This is a genomic window from Mucilaginibacter flavidus, assembly GCF_024055575.1.
Classification (GTDB): Bacteria; Bacteroidota; Bacteroidia; order Sphingobacteriales; family Sphingobacteriaceae; genus Mucilaginibacter; species Mucilaginibacter flavidus.
In genome coordinates this window covers 207,568-225,771 of record NZ_JAMXOE010000009.1, presented here as the reverse complement: position 1 = coordinate 225,771, position 18,204 = coordinate 207,568, and the positions used below count along the sequence as shown (strand labels likewise).

At 42.7% G+C, this 18,204-nt stretch carries 20 protein-coding genes; 15 read left to right on the top strand and 5 right to left on the bottom strand.

All coding sequences use genetic code 11. The features are described 5' to 3' along the window. Positions 1 to 18: 18 nt before the first annotated feature. From NAF19_RS15560 to NAF19_RS15550, 3 genes are all read right to left on the bottom strand, one after another. Entirely contained in the window at positions 19 to 1,167 is a 1,149-nt protein-coding gene (locus tag NAF19_RS15560) for a M56 family metallopeptidase (RefSeq protein ID WP_252790991.1), read from the bottom strand. Position 1,168: 1 nt separating this feature from the next. Beyond that, positions 1,169 to 1,573 carry a BlaI/MecI/CopY family transcriptional regulator gene (locus NAF19_RS15555; protein WP_252790990.1) on the bottom strand — a complete coding sequence of 135 codons (405 nt, stop codon included), beginning with the start codon at positions 1,571 to 1,573 and terminating at the stop codon, positions 1,169 to 1,171. A gap of 295 nt (positions 1,574 to 1,868) precedes the next feature. Beyond that, the gene (locus tag NAF19_RS15550) at positions 1,869 to 3,053 is read right to left on the bottom strand and encodes a proline dehydrogenase family protein (protein WP_252790989.1); all 1,185 of its coding nucleotides are present in this window, start codon (positions 3,051 to 3,053) and stop codon (positions 1,869 to 1,871) included. 149 nt (positions 3,054 to 3,202) lie between these two features. On the opposite strand from NAF19_RS15550, the gene NAF19_RS15545 reads away from it, so the two are divergent. The 4 genes from NAF19_RS15545 (at position 3,203) to NAF19_RS15530 (ending at position 6,043) form a co-directional block, all read left to right on the top strand. Next, entirely contained in the window at positions 3,203 to 3,409 is a 207-nt protein-coding gene (locus NAF19_RS15545; RefSeq protein ID WP_252790988.1) for an RNA-binding S4 domain-containing protein, read from the top strand. Positions 3,410 to 3,411: 2 nt separating this feature from the next. After that, a complete protein-coding gene (aroB, locus tag NAF19_RS15540) occupies positions 3,412 to 4,470 on the top strand; it encodes a 3-dehydroquinate synthase (protein ID WP_252790987.1) in 1,059 nt (352 codons plus the stop codon). A 68-nt stretch (positions 4,471 to 4,538) separates the two neighbouring features. After that, the gene (locus NAF19_RS15535; RefSeq protein WP_252790986.1) at positions 4,539 to 5,441 is read left to right on the top strand and encodes a sterol desaturase family protein; all 903 of its coding nucleotides are present in this window, start codon (positions 4,539 to 4,541) and stop codon (positions 5,439 to 5,441) included. A gap of 101 nt (positions 5,442 to 5,542) precedes the next feature. After that, a complete protein-coding gene (locus tag NAF19_RS15530) occupies positions 5,543 to 6,043 on the top strand; it encodes a hypothetical protein (protein ID WP_252790985.1) in 501 nt (166 codons plus the stop codon). Positions 6,044 to 6,107: 64 nt separating this feature from the next. On the opposite strand, the gene NAF19_RS15525 is transcribed toward NAF19_RS15530, so the two are convergent. Beyond that, entirely contained in the window at positions 6,108 to 6,590 is a 483-nt protein-coding gene (locus tag NAF19_RS15525; protein ID WP_252790984.1) for a nuclear transport factor 2 family protein, read from the bottom strand. 234 nt (positions 6,591 to 6,824) lie between these two features. Here NAF19_RS15525 and NAF19_RS15520 point away from each other — a divergent pair, with 234 nt between their 5' ends. From NAF19_RS15520 to NAF19_RS15470, 11 genes are all read left to right on the top strand, one after another. Beyond that, on the top strand, positions 6,825 to 7,670 hold the full coding sequence (locus NAF19_RS15520; protein WP_252790983.1) for a sugar phosphate isomerase/epimerase family protein: 846 nt from the start codon (positions 6,825 to 6,827) through the stop codon (positions 7,668 to 7,670). A gap of 28 nt (positions 7,671 to 7,698) precedes the next feature. Then, positions 7,699 to 8,055 (top strand): hypothetical protein, encoded by a 357-nt coding sequence (locus NAF19_RS15515; RefSeq protein WP_252790982.1) that lies wholly within the window; start codon positions 7,699 to 7,701, stop codon positions 8,053 to 8,055. 89 nt (positions 8,056 to 8,144) lie between these two features. Further along, a complete protein-coding gene (locus NAF19_RS15510; protein ID WP_252790981.1) occupies positions 8,145 to 8,510 on the top strand; it encodes a hypothetical protein in 366 nt (121 codons plus the stop codon). Between the two features lie 331 nt (positions 8,511 to 8,841). Continuing rightward, positions 8,842 to 9,750: a prephenate dehydratase gene (locus NAF19_RS15505; protein ID WP_252790980.1), complete on the top strand. Its 909-nt coding sequence runs from the start codon at positions 8,842 to 8,844 to the stop codon at positions 9,748 to 9,750. Positions 9,751 to 9,910: 160 nt separating this feature from the next. Next, entirely contained in the window at positions 9,911 to 11,038 is a 1,128-nt protein-coding gene (locus tag NAF19_RS15500; RefSeq protein WP_252790979.1) for a chorismate mutase, read from the top strand. 158 nt (positions 11,039 to 11,196) lie between these two features. After that, positions 11,197 to 12,480, top strand: coding sequence for a 3-phosphoshikimate 1-carboxyvinyltransferase (aroA, locus tag NAF19_RS15495; protein WP_252790978.1), 1,284 nt, complete (start codon positions 11,197 to 11,199; stop codon positions 12,478 to 12,480). Between the two features lie 74 nt (positions 12,481 to 12,554). Further along, on the top strand, positions 12,555 to 13,679 hold the full coding sequence (gene aroC, locus NAF19_RS15490) for a chorismate synthase (RefSeq protein ID WP_252790977.1): 1,125 nt from the start codon (positions 12,555 to 12,557) through the stop codon (positions 13,677 to 13,679). A gap of 316 nt (positions 13,680 to 13,995) precedes the next feature. Then, complete coding sequence (locus NAF19_RS15485) at positions 13,996 to 15,831, top strand: ATP-dependent DNA helicase (protein WP_252790976.1); 1,836 nt, start codon at positions 13,996 to 13,998, stop codon at positions 15,829 to 15,831. Positions 15,832 to 15,918: 87 nt separating this feature from the next. Further along, positions 15,919 to 16,485, top strand: coding sequence for an MFS transporter (locus NAF19_RS15480; RefSeq protein ID WP_252790975.1), 567 nt, complete (start codon positions 15,919 to 15,921; stop codon positions 16,483 to 16,485). Positions 16,486 to 16,490: 5 nt separating this feature from the next. Continuing rightward, the gene (locus NAF19_RS15475; RefSeq protein WP_252790974.1) at positions 16,491 to 17,120 is read left to right on the top strand and encodes an MFS transporter; all 630 of its coding nucleotides are present in this window, start codon (positions 16,491 to 16,493) and stop codon (positions 17,118 to 17,120) included. Between the two features lie 50 nt (positions 17,121 to 17,170). Further along, positions 17,171 to 17,476, top strand: coding sequence for a HigA family addiction module antitoxin (locus NAF19_RS15470; protein ID WP_252790973.1), 306 nt, complete (start codon positions 17,171 to 17,173; stop codon positions 17,474 to 17,476). Positions 17,477 to 17,528: 52 nt separating this feature from the next. On the opposite strand, the gene NAF19_RS15465 is transcribed toward NAF19_RS15470, so the two are convergent. Continuing rightward, positions 17,529 to 18,113 carry an LOG family protein gene (locus NAF19_RS15465; RefSeq protein ID WP_252790972.1) on the bottom strand — a complete coding sequence of 195 codons (585 nt, stop codon included), beginning with the start codon at positions 18,111 to 18,113 and terminating at the stop codon, positions 17,529 to 17,531. Positions 18,114 to 18,204 lie beyond the last annotated feature (91 nt).

The window sequence follows — 18,204 nt, the reverse complement described above, 5'->3', positions numbered from 1 at the left end:
GATTCCTGCTAACGGCCTTTATGGACTGGTGCCCGGCTTTCGTGTTCGTTCTGCAGCTGCTTTCTCAGCTTGTTTTTTAGCCTCGAGTGCCTTGGCATTAACAGCATTTTGCGGTAAAGCTGTTTGTTTTGTATTTATTAACGAACGGATATTATTTACCGGGCCGGCACTAATAAAGAGCACGCCGAAAGCCAGCAATATAGCAAGGCAAATAATTTCAAAGTAGTTAAGTCCGCGGTTGCGGTTGTTGATCATCCGCTCCATACGTGCTATTATAGCGGTACCATTGCCGCCTAAAGCAAAAGTATGCCTGGGTGGGTTAAAGTTATACTCCTGGAAGTGCACCAAAGCCCTGATATAGTTTATTTTATTACCGGTTTGGGCCAACACTACGTCATCGCAACAGTTTTCGCGTTCCGTTTTTATTAAATGTGATAGCCAAAGCACTGCCGGATTAAAAAACAACAGCGTTTCCATTATGCTTTGCAGCAGGTTAACCAGGTAATCATTCCTGCCGATGTGGGCCAGTTCGTGCAAAAGAATGGCTTCCACTTCCGGTTGTTCCATTGAATTGACCAAGCCTACAGGTATAAGTATCACCGGCTTCAGATAGCCAATAACCAAAGGTATTTTTGCGATACCCGATTCGAGCAACGTTACGGTTTGTTTAATTTTTAATGATGAGCTTAATTCTAAAAGCTTCTGGCTCCAAAAAATCGGTACCCGGTTAATTTTTACCCGCTTTAACCGCTTGGTTATGTAAAGGCCAAAAAGTAATCGCGCACATTGCAACATTACCACCATTAACCATATTGCAACAATAATTCCTTCCTGTTCATGCGCATATTTCATACCAAAACCGAGATTGCTCCAAACGTCCGTTAAAGCATTAGTTTTTGCACTAACTGAAGCTTTGTTGATATTAAAATTGCTTTCGACCCGGTTTAAAAGCTCAAATGCAAGGGTATAAACAAATACAATAGTAAACAACAACAAGGTGCCGGTCAGCAGCCGGTATCTTATGGCAGCGTTTGCCTTCCTGGTAAATAACACGATAATGCCTGTTAGTATTGCCAACAATATTCCCTGCCAAAGCGAGTGCATCAGCGCATGACAAATAGCCTGGCTGATGCGTGGGGGGAATAAATGTTGTATCCGCTGCTCCATCTTATTTAACGTCCTTTTGCAATTTGTCCAGCAGTTCCTTCATTTTCTGTAAATCCTCTTTAGTGGTTTTTTTATTGCCGGCCAGCTGCATCATCAGGCTGCCTGCCGAACCCTGGTAAAGTGTATCTAAAAACTTATCCAGTAAATGTTCTTTGGTTTTATTTTCTTCCTCCACCACATGGTAAACATGCTGCATGCGGCTCTCATCCCGTTTTAAAATACCTTTATCTACCATTAACTGCATCAGCTTTAAGGTGGCGGTATAGTTCAACTCGCGAATTTTGTTGAGCTCCCCCATCACAAACCGAACCGGTGAAGGCCCATGCTGCCACAACACCTGCAGTATCTCCAGTTCTGATTTGGTGGGCTCTATGGGTTTATTATCTGTGGGTTGAGTAATATTCATATTACAAACCTACAAATAATTTTGTAGGTACAAAATTATTTGTAGGTTAATGGGATTATTTAACAAATTTTAACAGGGTACGGGGAAATTGTGGGTGCCGAAAGGCATTCAAACGTAAAGACGCAATGTTTTTTGGTCTCCCATTTTTGTAGAGACGCAATACTTGCGTCTCCCACGTGCAAATCAAAAAAGACGTTATTTCAAAACGTTGGTTTTAGAGACGCAAAGTATTGCTCTCCGAAAAAAATTATTTTACCCGGCAAATTTAGAGACGCAAGTTTGCGTCTCTACAAAATCATTTCGAAAGCTTCCTGCGCTTAACCTCTTTAGTAATCAAACCCAGCTCACGGCTCATTTGGCCGGCTATGGCAGTGTTCTCTTGCGCCCGTCTGAAAAGGTAAGGCAAAACAGCTTTTATAGGTCCATAAGGCACATATTTAGCCACATTGTATTTGGCATTAGCAAGGTTAAAGCTCAAGTTATCGCTCATGCCCAAAAGCTGTGAAAAATAAACATGGGGGTTATTATGGTCGATGTTCTTTTTATCTAACAATTCGGCAAGCTTGCGGCAACTTTCTTCATTGTGGGTGCCTGCCACGAAAGCAATTTGGGCGACGTGATCGGTGCAATAATCTAACGATAAATCGTAATCCCTGTCTGACGATTGTTTATCCGGCTGTATGGGTGATTGATAGCCTTTTTCTTCAGCTCGTTTACGTTCTTTCTCCATGTACGCTCCCCGCACCAGTTTGGCGCCCAAAATAAAGCCCCCTGTGGATGCGACCTCATGGTCGTTTTTTAATGATTGTAGTTTATCATGCCTGTAAAGCTGGTAAGTATTGTATACAATGGCTTTTTCGGTATTGTACAGGTGCATCATATCCAAAGCCAGCATATCTATGGTTTTCTGTATCCAGCTTTCTTCGGCATCTATCATTACCGGAATTCCTTTGGCATGTGCCGCTGTACAAATTGCCAAAACGCGCGACTGTACCTTTTCCCATTCTTCCTGTTCTAAAATACTAAGCTGCGCCTTTTCATCAAGTTTTTCCAGCAGCGAGAACCGGGCCACGCCTGTAACCTTAAAAACAGTAATCGGAACAGACTTATCCACGGCTGCGCGTTCGATGGTACGGATAATTTCGTCGCGGGTATTGTCAAATACATGCTCATCGTCCTCCCCTTCTATCGAATAGTCGAGGATGGTGCCTACGCCGCCGTTATAAAGGTTTTTTATGGTTTTATCGCATTCGGCAATAGTTTCGCCGCCGCAAAAATGTTTAAATATGGTTGCTTTTATCAGGCCCTTAATAGGCAAGCCGATATTAATAGCAAAATTGGTAATAGGTGGGCCAATTTTTACTAAAAAATTAACGTTAATAACTTTAAAAAGCCAGTAAGCACGCTTAAGGTCAGAATTGGACGAATGCCGGAAAGCTATCTCCGTATTCTCGAAAGACAAATTATTTTTTTCAGTCATGGGTCAGTTAGTACAGGTCATGTTTGTAGTTGATAACCTATGGAAAACATCCATCGACTACCAACTATGAATTATGGGCCAGTTTGCAAAATTATAAATTGCAAGCCAAATATCTCATTATTCGTTGAATAGTTTATTTTTGCTGCCCGATGATAGAGTTTAAAGTAACCGGCGACTATATACCAATGATACAATTATTGAAAGCAGCCAACCTGGTGCAAACCGGCGGCGAAGCGCAAATAGTTGTAACTGAGGGAGAAGTGATGTACAACGAGCATGTTGATTACCGCAAACGCCTGAAAGTAAAAAAAGGCGACACCGTTGAATTCAGAGGTGAAATTATCAGAGTTATATAATCATGCAGACCATCCATAGCGATAACTACCCCATATTTTTTGAAAACAGCCTGGCCGAGCTTAAAAAATTTGTTGATGCCGGCAATTATTCAAGGTCGTTTATTTTAACTGATGAGCACACCTCGGTTCACTGCCTGCCCTTAGTACAGGCTGTTTTTGACGGGCATGAGAATTTCGATATCATAGAAGTAAGTTCGGGCGAGGAAAGCAAAACTATCGACTTTTGTATAGGCATTTGGAAAATGCTGATTGATTTTGAAGCCGACCGCAAAGCGCTGTTGATAAACCTTGGCGGCGGTGTAATTACCGACATGGGCGGCTTTGCTGCATCAACCTTTAAACGGGGGATTGATTTTGTACATGTACCCACTACCCTGCTTTCGCAGGTGGATGCCTCGGTTGGCGGCAAAACAGGTATCGACATGGATAATATCAAAAATATCATCGGCACGTTCACCCAGCCAAAAGCCGTATTTATTTCTGACGATTTTTTTAAAACGCTGCCCGAAAGACAGATACTCTCCGGCATCGGCGAAATGCTAAAGCACGGACTGATAATGGATGCTGCCTATTGGGAAGCTTTAAAAAACAGCGATTTAAGCAAGCCGTCTGCGGCATTAATTCACCGCTCTGTTGAGATAAAAAACGAGGTTGTTATTGAAGACCCTACCGAAAAAAGTATTCGTAAGGCCTTAAACTTCGGGCATACCATTGGCCACGCGGTTGAGACTAATTCATTGATAAATGACAAACACCCGTTAACACACGGCGAAGCAATTGCTTTAGGTATGATTTGCGAGGCTTACTTATCCCACAAAAAAACAGGCTTGAGCAGTGCTGATTTGGATGAAATTGTAACGGTGATAAGTAAATTATACCCAAAATACAATCTTGCAGAAACAAACTTCGATACGTTGTGTGCAATAATGCTGAAAGATAAAAAGAACCAAAACGGCAACATAAATTGCACTTTATTGACTAACATTGGCCAATGCGTGCTTGACAATATTTGCACTAACGACGAACTTTGCGAAAGTTTATCATTTTACGCAAATTTGTAACTAAAAGGTATCGATCAGGTTTTTATCAAATCCGAAATCGAAAATCCGTAATTCGAAATCATTAAGCTATGTTCCACCCCGACCCCAGGCAGGAAACCGCAATTGTACTGGTAAGTTTACTGGTAGTGATGACCGTACTTGAAATGTGGTTCAGTTACCGCGAAAACCGGCATTATTACGAAAAGCGCGACACGCTCACCAATATTTATTTAACGACGCTTGCATTTTTGTTAAACCTTGCGGTTGGCGGCTCTACGTTTTTTATTCTGCATTTCGCATGGCAGTTCAGGTTATTCCAAATACACAATGCCATTATTTATTGGGTAGTATTGGTTGTGGCGCAGGATTTTTTGTACTGGGCGCTGCATTATACCGGGCACTATTGCCGCCTGTTTTGGGCCATCCATGTAACCCACCATTCCAGCGAACATTTTAATTTTACAACCGGCTTCCGTTCCACCGTTTTTGAGCCGCTCTACCGGGTGTTTTTTTACCTGCCCCTTGCCTTTATGGGCTTTAATGCTGTTGATATTTTGTACGCATACCTGGTAACCCAGCTTTATGGCAACCTTGTGCATACACAGTACAATGTGCCGTTGCCCAAATGGTACGGGCTCATATTCGTAACGCCTTCGCACCACCGCGTGCACCATGCATCAAATGTGCCCTACCTTGATAAAAACATGGGCATGGTTTTAATAATATGGGACAGGCTATTCGGCACCTTCCGCGCAGAAAATTTGCCCGAACCGGTAAAATATGGATTAACCCATCAGCCGGAAAACCTTGGCCCGGTAAATGTATTATTTCATGAATGGCAGGCTTTATTGACCGATGTAAAAAAAGCTCCTACGTTAAAAATAAAGCTGCAGTATCTTTTTAATCCACCGGGATGGAGCCATGACGGTAGCAGCCAAACCGCCAGGGTACTGCAAAGCGAGTGGGAGACAAATCACGTTTCAAACAATTAATCGGGCCCACCTAACGCCTGAAAAAATATTTGCTAAACCAAGTCTTAATTATTTAAATAAAAAGCTGTTATATTTAAATAATACTTTTTTCTCCTCCAATTATGAAAAAAATACTTTTATTACCAAGCCTGGTGTGTGCTTTTATTGTGCTAACCTTATCTGCATGCCATTTCAGCGTTGGCACCAGCAAAGATTTTAATACCGGCTTAAAGGAATCGCATAATGGTTTTGCGGTAAGTGATGTTTTCCTCGCCAACAAAGATGGACAGCACTTAAAAAACAATAAAGTGAAAATGGATTCCACATTCACCATCGTAGCTACCGGGGTTGAAAATTACAAGTTAAATGGCGGCAAGGCTTACCCCGGCTGCGAGTTAACTTTAAAGGATAAAACGGGTAAAGTATTAGGTTCGATCCCCGATTTAATGGCCGATATTGCCAAAAATGGCCTCGTTCCAACGGGCGCTACTACTTTAACAGCAATGTTATCCCTGCATCACCCATTTGTATCAGGTGAGACCTACCACGTAACGGCGCGCTTTTTTGACAAGTATGATCCAAAAAACGAAATAAAAGCGGACGTAGACGTATTGCTCCAGTAATTACTTATAGGGCATCCATTTGATAATTCTCAGTATCGGGCAGCAAACTCGTCGCCTGTACACATCAATGCAGGCTAATAACCCGCGTTATTTGCCATATACCATTTCTAAGCCTCCATACTACTATAAATTTATCAGGTTTGGATGGCGTTTCACTTTCCTGGTGATTAATAAAGCGGTGAAGGCCAACCTCTACAGCGCCAAACCCGGCTATGGGGTAAACCTCGATACTCCCCGGTACCAGCACCCTGGTCACTTTGCCGCAAATATTCTTCTTTAATGCATCTAAAAGAGCTTGTTTTGAAGTTTGCAAGCCTCCTTTGTCGTGGTAAAACTCTATACTGTCCGCGTAAATGGCGGCTTGTTTATCCATATCGCAAGTGTTGTAGGCGTTAAAATAAACGCTGTCCATATGCGCGATGGTGTTGTATAACTCCTGCGATTCGGGTTTGTAAGCATAAGTTTCTTTGCTCTGAGCAGATACAGCCAACGAAATAGTCGTTAAAATAAGCGAGGTTAAAAGGGTAGATAGCTTCAAGATTTTCATGATTGTAATATTATTTACAGATTGTGAGTCCAGTTCCATGCCAATTAATTAATATACTGACAATCAAATATTTGAACCCTATTAAAAATAAACCGCGTTCGTTAATGATACATGCATTGTTTGCTTTCGATACCATTAGCGACTCTAACAAATCTAAGCATCCCGGCTTAAATTAATATGAATATCCGCAGGATTTCATTTTATTTCCTGACTTTTGAAGTAAACCAACAACCAATGCAAATCAAATTTTTTTGCCCTAAATGGGGTTCGGATAATATTACATGGGATGCCTTTTGTGCAAAGGTAAAAGCAGCGGGCTACGATGGCGTTGAAACCCCGGTGCCTTTTGATGCTTCCGAACAACAGGAGATTATTACCGCAATAAAAGACCATGGACTATTGCTTATCGGGCAGTATTACCAATCGTTCGAAAAAGATTTTGAGGCGCATAAAGGCAGCTTTAAAAAGTATATGGAGTACCTGGCAGCAATGCAGCCTTTGTTAATCGACTCGCAAACCGGTAAAGATTATTTCACTGCCGCCCAAAACAGCGAACTTTTTGAAATAGCACAGGCAGTAACGAACGAAACCGGCGTAACCATAGCCCACGAAACCCACCGCAACAAAGCCCTGTTTGCCGCGCACATTACCAAAGAGTTGTTGGTAGCTAACTCCGATGTAGTTATTACTGCCGATTTTTCGCACTGGTGCAATGTATCCGAAAGTTTACTGGAGCAGCAGCAGGAATCGCTGGATGTTGCCACAAGCAGGACTGTGCATATCCATGCCCGGGTTGGTCACGCCGAATCAGCACAGGTATCCGACCCGCGGGCCACGGAATGGAGCGCCGAAGTTGAAGCACATTTGACGTGGTGGGATGCTATTATTGATTATAGGCTAAAAAGTGGTGCACAACTTAGTACCATCACACCCGAATTTGGCCCGGCACCTTATATGCCGGCATTGCCTTATACTAAAATGCCGGTAGCTAACCAGTGGGATATAAATGTTTACATGATGAGGATGTTGAGGGAGAGGTATAAGGGAATTGATGAAGAAAATATCAAAAACAACGAATAGTTATAAGATTAACTGTAAGAAATAATACATGAACGACCGTTACAAACTCGATCAATTTTACCAAGGCAAGGGGACCGAAGTTCAATATTCAAGTTTTCAGGAATTTAGCAAAGATGTTTATGACGTTGAGAATTTGGGTATTGTGTCGCTGGCGATGGATTTCCCGACGGGAACTTCTGAAAAAAGAAGAAAAGAAATAGAGCGCAAATGGATAGACACCTTACCCCAATTAGCGAAAGTAAAAGCCCTTTCGGTTAGGCATCGTGTAAAGCAGGAGTTCTTTGAAGCAATTTGTCAAATGCCCAACCTTGAACGCCTTTTCTTTTGGAGTTCAACTGTCGAAGACATATCTAGCATCGCAAAACTTAATAAGCTACAAAACTAAAACTTTGGTCTTTTAACCGTTTGACGGACATTTCACCGCTTTTATCATTAACAAACCTGACAGTGCTGTCGATTGACAATTGTTTTAAAGTGAGCAACTACGAAATTTTGGGTGAATTGACCAACTTATTAGGCTTAGAACTTTGCGGGGATAAATTTGCACCGAGAAAGCTTATGTTGAATAGCCTGAAGCCACTTACTAAACTAAAAAAGCTAAAGCACCTGGATCTTTCTTCAGCCTCTATTATTGATAAATCGTATGAATGCATTTTAGAAATGGAAAGTTTGGAAAGGTTGGATCTTCTCTCAAAAATGCCCCGAGAAACGAGGGAGAAAATAAAATCAAATCATAAAAACTTAAAAGCCGGCTTTTTTGTGGATTATGATTTTGAAAACAAAAAAATTTACGATGGTAAAAACTGGGATACTGATTTTGCTATGGGTGGTAATGAATGAGGCCAACTTCCGGTATTGCTATCTTGATGCCAGAAGAATGCCGAGCCACTTAAATATAATCATAAAAAAGTAGTTTGCCTCCATTTCAACCAAATTTTATTCTGTTTACCCCCTTTATTTTCAAAAAAATAAAATTTTCTATTGACAATACCATTTCTACCCGTATATTTACACCGCAAACAAAAACAAAATGAAATTTAACAGTGCATATTTTTATGGTTACTACTTTTACTTTACCAGTAAGAGCCGGGACTAATATGCAGTAACAAACATATAAAGAAACTGAAAAGTCCCGGCCAAAAACCGGGACTTTTTGCGTTAAGGGCAAAATATGAAACACGAACAATTACGAGTTGCAATTCAGGGGATACGCGCTTCGTTTCACGAGGAAGCAGCATTCAAATATTTTGGTGAAAATATTCATACCATTGAATGCAACTCGTTTAAGCAAACATTCGAGGCGCTAAAAAATAAAAATGCCGACTACGTGGTAATGGCTATCGAAAACAGCATCGCCGGCAGTATTTTACCCAACTACTCGCTACTGCTTAGCTATGGCTTCCCTGTTGTGGGCGAAATTTATCTTCCCATTCAACTCCACCTGATGGCGTTGCCTGGGGTAAAGTTCGAGGATATCAAATATGTAACCTCTCACCCTATCGCTATCCGCCAGTGTGTCGATTTTTTTGATGAGTACCCGCAGCTTAACATTGTTGAAAGCAACGACACCGCCGCATGCGCCAAACGCATCCGCGACGAAGGACTTACCGATACCGTGGCAATCGCCAACTCGCTGGCAGCAAGACTATATGGGCTGGATGTTCTGGAGCGCCGCATTGAGTCGAACAAAAAGAATTTTACGCGTTTCCTGATACTCACCCATCATGAAAATGTATCGAAAAAGAATCCTAATAAAGCCTCGCTTTGTTTCCAGGTGAGTAATACCGTGGGGGCGTTGGCCAAGGTGCTTAACATTTTTGCCGAACAGGGCCTTAATATGAGCAAAATACAAAGCATGCCAATTTTAGGCAAGCGTAACGAGTATAACTTTTATGTAGATGTAGAATGGGACGATACCAAAACCTACGACATTGCCATACGCCAGATATTAAAGTACACCCAAAACTTTAACATACTGGGCGAATATGAAAGGCACGACGAAGAAAACGGCGCACTGCCAAAAACTGTAAAGAACGAAAAGGTACCGAGGACATATATTAAAATTAAGAAGATGAGCTGAAGGGAAGTCCGAAAGTCGGGAAAGTCCGGAGAGTCAGTAAAGACAGAAGGATAGCGGAGGTTTGAAAGTCAGAAATCCGCAAATGAAAATTATCAGAGAGCCAAAAAACAATTAAAATATAAAAAACAATCTTCCGGTCTTCCGGACAAAAAACAAAGAAATGAAACTAAATTTAAACATACAACCATTAAGCTCATGGATTAAGACCGGCAGCGAACCGTTATTAATTGCAGGGCCATGCAGTGCCGAAACTGAAGACCAGTTGGTAGCCACCGCCCATTTATTAGCAAAAACCGGCAAGGTATCGGCCCTGCGTGCAGGTATCTGGAAACCACGTACCCGTCCGGGTGAGTTTGAAGGCATTGGCAGCATTGGTTTGCAATGGTTAAAACGTGCCAAGGAAGAAACCGGTTTGCCGACTGCTATTGAAGTTGCAACAGCCAAGCATGTTGAAGAAGCTTTAGCCGCAGGCGTTGACATCCTTTGGGTAGGCGCTCGCTCAACCGTTAACCCTTTTACTGTACAGGAAATTGCTGATGCTTTGCGCGGCGTTGATATACCGGTAATGGTTAAAAACCCGGTTAACCCTGATCTTTCATTATGGATTGGCGCTTTAGAGCGTATCAATAATGCAGGTATTACCAAATTAGCAGCTATACACCGCGGTTTTTCATCGCACGAAAAAAGCGCATTCCGTAACGAGCCGATGTGGGATTTGGCCATTAGCCTTAAAACACTGGCGCCAGAATTGCCACTAATTAACGACCCAAGCCACATTACCGGCAACCGTGATTTGATTGGCTACATTTCACAAAAAGCATTGGATTTGGATATGCAGGGCTTGATGATAGAGAGCCACATTGACCCTTCAGTGGCCTGGACAGATGCTAAACAACAGGTTACTCCTGCTGCACTGGTTGAAATTATTGAACACTTAACCTTGCGTAAGCCTGAAATCCGCAATGCTGCCGTAAAGGATAAATTGGAAGAACTACGTCACCAGATTGACAAAATAGATGACCTGGTTATCCAGAAAATGTCTGAGCGTATGAACATTGTTGAGCAGATTGGCAACTACAAAAAAGACAACAACATCACCATTTTGCAGGTTAACCGTTGGGACGAAATTTTGAGAAAAGGTGTTAACTACGGCAAAGCCTTAAAATTAAGCGCAGAGTTTACTGAGAAATTGCTGGAATTGATCCACGCCGAATCAATCCGTAAACAAACCGAGATAATGAATAAGGACAAAGCCGGACAGGCAGCAGATAAATTAACGCACGCGTAATTGCCCGCATAACCTTGCACTTTGGAGACGCGAAGCATCGCGTCTCTACGGATTTTTTCTTGTAGAGACGCAATACTTGCGTCTCCCACGGGACAGGCCGCCTTCAAAAAACAATGTAAAAAGACACAAGTATTGTGTCTCTACAAGAGAATTTATAAATGAAACATAACATCATCCTTACCAAAACAAGCAAAACAGTTAATGGCACGGTACAGCTCACCGGTTCAAAAAGTGAGTGCAACCGGGCGCTGATAATTGAGGCGCTAAGCAATGGTAAGGTAAAGGTTGAAAACATTTCGGACGCAGCGGATGCGCAGACGTTGTCTGAAGTCCTGAGTCGAAAGTCTGAAGTCTTGAGTCAAAAAGCGAACTACTCTGGACTTGAGACTAAAGACTTAAGGCTCGTAGACATTGGCCCCGCCGGTACGGCTATGCGCTTTCTAACTGCTTACTTTACATTGCAGGATGAAGAAGTAATACTAACCGGCAGTGCACGGATGAAGCAACGTCCGATTGGAGTTTTGGTTGACGCTTTGCGCGAGATAGGTGCCCAGATTGACTATGTAGAAAATGAAGGGTTCCCTCCTATCAAACTAAAAGGCAGCTTATCACAGCAATCTAATAAGGTCAGTATTAAAGGAAATATAAGCAGCCAGTACATTACAGCGCTGTTGCTTATAGCGGCCCGGATGCCTTTGGGTTTGGAACTGCATATCGAGGGCGATTTAACCTCGCGACCTTATGTTGAAATGACACTTGCCATGCTGCAAACAGCCGGTATTCAACACAATTGGGTTGATAACGTAATTTCGATTGAGCCGCAGGAATTCAAACCGACATCGATTTATATTGAACCGGATTGGAGCGCCGCATCTTATTGGTACGCAATTGCTGCTTTATCGGAGGAAGCAGAACTATTTTTACCTGGCTTAACCCAATACAGCTTACAGGGCGATAGCGTGATAACCGAGATAATGGCCAACTTTGGTATTACTTCGCAGTTTAAAGATGGCGGTGTTTACCTGCAAAAGGAAGTTAAACCAGTCTTCCGGAAAATATTTGATATGAAGGAATGCCCCGACCTGGCACAAACTGTTATAGTGGTTTGTGCGGCGTTAGGCCACGAAGCTACATTTACAGGACTTGAAACCCTGAAAATAAAAGAAACCGACCGCATAAAAGCCCTGCAAAATGAACTGGCAAAAATTGGCGTTAAACTGGTTGAAAAAGGCCAGGTTTATAAGCTGGACTGCAGCGAAAAGCAGATCCCCGACCGTATATTTGTAAACACCTACGACGACCACCGTATGGCCATGGCCTTTGCGCCGCTGGCGTTAGTGGTGCCTGAGGTGGAAATTGAAGATGCGGATGTGGTTGAAAAATCGTACCCGGCATTTTGGGGAGATTTGGAGAAGCTAGGATTTAGCCCCCTAACCCCCTGAAGGGGGAACAAGGGAGTATTAGTAATTAATTAAATTTTAAACACATAAATTCCCCCTTTAGGGGGTCAGGGGGTATGGCAGGCAATTCATTCGGGCAATTATTCAGGATAACAACTTTTGGCGAATCGCACGGCGAGGCTATCGGCGTAATAATAGATGGCTGCCCGGCGCAACTGGATATTGATATGGATTACATACAGGGCGAGTTGGATAAACGCAAACCCGGCCAGTCCAAAATCACCACGCAGCGCAAGGAAAGTGATACGGTAAAAATTCTTTCAGGCATTTTTGAAGGTAAAACCACTGGCACACCTATAATGATGCTGATACCAAACGAGGACCAGCGCTCAAAGGATTATACCCACAACGTTGACGTTTTCCGCCCATCGCATGCAGATTACACCTACCAAACCAAATACGGCATCCGCGACCATCGCGGCGGTGGCCGGTCATCCGCCCGCGAAACTGCGGCCCGCGTTGCAGCAGGCGCCATCGCAAAGCTGATGCTAAAAACCCAGGGCATTGAAATTGTTGCCCATGTAAGCAGCGTGGGTAAAATCAATGCACCTAACGTGGAGATAAAAAACGCCGATGAATTTATCGCGGACCGCGAAAAAAACATTGTGCGCTGTGCCGACCCGGCTACTGCGGAAGAGATGATCGAATATATCGACTCTATCCGCAAGCAAGGTGACACCGTAGGCGGCAAAGTGAGCTGCTATATACAAAATTGCCCCGTGGGCCTTGGCGAACCTGTGTTTGACAAGCTGCATGCCGATCTCGGCAAAGCGATGTTAAGCATTAATGCGGTTCATGGTTTTGAATATGGTTCCGGCTTTGCCGGCAGCGAAATGCGCGGCTCGGAACATAACGATATCTTTATTAAAAACTCATCGGGGCAGGTTGGCACACTTACTAATTATTCAGGCGGTATACAGGGCGGCATAAGTAACGGTATGCCAATTGCGTTCACTGTAGCATTTAAACCGGTCGCCACTATAATGCACAACCAGGCCACTATCGATAGCGAAGGCAATGCAGCCGAAATATCGGGCAAAGGCCGGCACGACCCATGTGTAGTGCCGCGGGCGGTGCCTATTGTTGAGGCTATGGCCGCACTGGTGCTTGCTGACCATTGGCTGAGGAACAGGAATTCGATTATGCCCCCTACCCCCCTAAAGGGGGAACGTAACGTTTAATCGGGTCTTATCGCCCATTTAAATTTTCTAAACCAGACTTTATATTTTCCAGTTTATTTATTATTGGGTAGTCGAAATCAGATTCACTAAACCCGGATTTTTGGGTTTACAGTGTAAACCCACTTTTAACTCAAAAAAACGAATAAATATTTAATTTACAAATACTTACAAAAGTGTTAACCCTAAAAAATGTAAACCATGTAAACCCACTTTTTGGCATGTGGTTCGCATTTTGGATTTTCTTATTTTGGGTATGTGATAACCTTAGACTTAATTTTTATTGCTAATTTTGTTAGACATCGTATTGTTCAGATAAATGTCTAACCTAAAAGCTGTAGAGAAGAAGTGGATTGAGAATTTCCGTAATTCGCTTTTGGTTGATAAGGTTGCTGAAGCCGTCAATGGTGATTTTTCTTTCCAGTTTTTTTATGGAAAATCGGCAGAAAGCCAGTGCCCGGAAAATTTCCTGTTCGACTTTAATAGTTATTATCACGCCCATTCCGGATTAGATATTCCGACTGTTTTAGACAAATGCTGCGAGTTCCTGGGTTTTATCGGCATAAAACTAAACGGCGACAGGTTAAGGGAATTCATTAAAAACAACCCCGCAGAATATAAAAACTTTGTAGACAAGTGCTACTACATTTTAAAAACCATTGCCCGGTTTGGTAAAACGCTGTCGTTAGCCAATCCTTTCAAAGATACTTTCCGCGAAATTGATTACCTGCTGCGGATTGAATGCGGTGAAATACAGCTCAAGATTTTCGATGAACCTTTGTTCCTGCCTGATTTGTACAGCAGGTTTAAAAACTTTCCGGAAGGTTATGAAAAAAACGTGATTGTATCGCAGTTGTTCCGCAAACTGGAAGATAGCAACGAAAGTTTCTATATTACAGGTAAGGCCGGCACGGGTAAGTCCACCTTCATCCAATACTTCGCCAAAAAAACACGGAAAAAGTTGCTGATGTGTGCTTTTACAGGCATTGCCGCAATCAATGTAGGCGGGCAAACCATTCATTCGTTTTTCAGGTTTCCGCTCAAACCGCTAATGCCCGAAGACGACGAGATCACTAAATTTGAGAAATATTCCAAAAAATATAAGCTCATACAGGAAATAGATGCCATCATCATCGACGAGGTATCTATGCTGCGTGCAGATATTGTTGAAGCCATCGATTATTCACTGCGGATTAACGGCGGCGATCCTAACAAAGTATTCGGCGGCAAGCAGATAATTTTTGTGGGCGATATTTTCCAACTGCCACCGGTGGCCAATTTGAACGACTCGACTGAAAATATGCTTTTTACTGAGGAATATAAAAGCCAGTATTTTTTTGATTCCATCGCTTATAGAAAGCTTAACCCTATTTATTTCGAGTTTAAAATATCCTACAGGCAAGGCTCCGATTCGGAATTTGTAAAACTGCTTGATAAGGTAAGGATTTGCGATACAAGCAAGGAGGCAATTGATGCGCTAAACATACGTGTTGACCCAACCTATGTTCCAAAAAACGATGAGTTTGTTATTACACTGGCTACCAATAACATGATAGCCTTTAATGAAAACTCGCGCAGGCTTTACGAACTACCCTACACTTCGTTTAAGTTTGAAGCCGTAATAGAAGGCGAGTTTAAGCAGGACAAATACCCTACCGACAAAACGCTTGAACTTAAAAAATATGCCCAGGTAATCTTCATCAAAAACGATTCGGGTGGCAGGTGGGTTAACGGCACCATCGCTAAGATTGATTTCATTGCGGATGATTTTATCGAAGTTCGGTTACAGGATGGAACTATCCACAAGCTGGAGCCTTCTACCTGGGAGAACCGCGTGTTTCAGTATGATAAGTTTAAACGGCGCATAGTATCCGAAACAAAAGGAAAATTTAAGCAATACCCGATAAAACTGGCCTGGGCCGTAACTATCCACAAAAGCCAGGGCCTCACTTTCGATAATACGATAATCGACGTAGGCACCGGAACATTTGTGAACGGGCAACTTTATACCGCCCTTAGCCGTTGCCGCACACTAAACGGCATCACGCTAAAAAAAGCCATCAGGAAAGAAGATATTATCTTAGATCAGCGCATCATCAATTTTCACGAGCGGGAGCAATTGATCAATTCAATTGATTTTGAGGTTAGTGATTAGATGGTTGGAGATTAGTTGCCGGACTACAAATTTTTCCATTCGCACATCCGCACATTTACACATCCGCACATTATCTTTACTCCCATCATGTTTTCCTCCTTTTTACAATTATACAAACAAGCTTATACTGGTCTTTCACGCAATAGCTGGTACCTCTCCGCAGTAATGCTAATTAACCGGGCAGGCACCATGGTGGTGCCATTTATGAGCATTTACTGTGTAAAACAGCTGCATTTCAGTATAGTGCAGGCAGGTGTGGTAATGTCGTTATTTGGCGTGGGGGCAATTAGCGGTTCCTTTGTTGGCGGCAAGCTTACTGACAAACTAGGTTTTTACGATATACAGGTAGCCGCCTTGTTAAGCGGCGGTTTTTTGTTTTTGCTGCTTGGTTACCAGCAGACGTTTTTAACAGTGTGCCTTGGCATTTTTGCGTTAAGCTTCTGCAACGAATCGTTCCGGCCGGCAAACTCCACGGCCATTGCGCATTATAGCACACCCGAAAATAAAACACGCTCCTATTCATTAAACCGATTGGCAATTAATTTAGGCTGGGCCGTTGGCGCCGGTTGCGGGGGCTTGCTGGCATCAGTAAATTACCACCTGTTGTTTTGGGTTGATGGCACAACTAATATTGTGGCCGCTTTGCTTTACTAAAGCTAATGCCAAGGGCGGGCATTATCAATACCATTAAAAAAGTGGAAGAAGGTATTGTTAAAATGTCGCCCTATAAGGACAAAATTTACCTCGTTTTTATTTTGCTTTCTGTTTTGTTTGCCATGTGCTTTTTTCAGTTTTTTATAATGGAACCTGTTTTTTATAAACTGCAATGGCACTTTAGCGAACGGTTTATTGGCTTCCTGATGGCCCTGAACGGCATTTTGATTGGTGTTGTTGAAATGGTGCTTATACATAACCTGGAAGGCAGAAGGCACGGGTTGATTTATATTGTATCAGGCATTTTAATAACAAGCCTGGGCTTTATTATGCTGATTTTTTTACCAGCAGCAACAGCATCGGCATTAATTATTGTTTTGCTGATGACTTTTGGTGAGATGATGAGCTTCCCGTTTATGAACACCTTTTGGATAAGCCGAGCTAACGACTACAACCGCGGAGAATATGCGGCCTTGTATAGCATGTCGTGGTCGGCAGCGCAGGTTTGTGCACCGGTTGTTGGCGGGGTGATAATTAGTTATGGTGGTTTTAGTTTGTTGTGGTGGGCACTATGCGGACTGAGTGTTGTGGCGGCCGGGGGGTATTATTGGTTGTATAGGTTTACAACGAACTAATGGTGGAATAAAGAACTTTAAAATAATTAAACGGAGGATAAAAAATGCAAATGTTTGACCCTGCCCATCCGGGCGAATTGATCCGCGAAACACTAGATGGTTTACGGGAAGAAAGTAAAAAAAAATTAACTATTGAGCAGGTTGCAACAGGGCTAGGAACAACCCGTAAAACGCTATTAGCAATCATTAACGGTAAACAAAGTGTTAGCCCCGAAATGGCTTTACGCTTAAGTAAAGGATTTAATACCAGTCCTGAATTTTGGTTGCATGCGCAGGAAAATTACGACTTAGCCCAAGCGCGCAAGAAAATCGACATTAAGCATGTAAAGGTATTTTGGGAACCAAAAGTGGCGTAAAAATGGAGGTATCGTGCCTCCGGGAAGGCATTTTAAAATAAATTGCCCTTTCCTAAGTCAAATTCCTATCCCTAAACCAAACCTCATCGGGCTTTATTTCTATATTCTCCATCAGGTTAACCAATTCTATAGCATCGCCCGACGATAAAACCAGGCCACGGTTTGCCGGTTTTAGGAACTTTTGTTCAACCATCAGGTCCATTTGTTGAAGCAGCAGGTCGTAAAAGCCGTTTACATTTAGTATACCTACCGGGTGGCTGTGCAGGCCAAGCTGTAGCCAGGTTAGCACTTCGAAAAATTCTTCGAGCGTACCAAAGCCACCGGGCAGCATGATGATGCCATCGCAAAGATCGTTCATCAGTTGTTTGCGCTGGTGCATGTTGTCGACTATGTGCAATTCTGTCAAGCCTGTGTGACCAACTTCCTTATCCATCAAAAATTGAGGTATTACGCCAATCGCTTTACCGCCCCGGTTTAAAACGGCATCGGCCAAAATGCCCATTATGCCAACTTTGCCGCCGCCAAATACCAGGGTGATGTTGCGGTTTACCATTACTTCGGCCAGTTGCTCAACAGCCTGCAACAGCAAAGCATCGCCATTAAAGTTAGCTCCGCAAAAAACACAAATCGATTTCATAAGTAGTGTAATTGTAGTGGCGAAGGTCGTAAAAAACGGGTGACGAAAAAAAGTTTACCATATTATTTTGTTAAAATTGTGAAGCCAATAT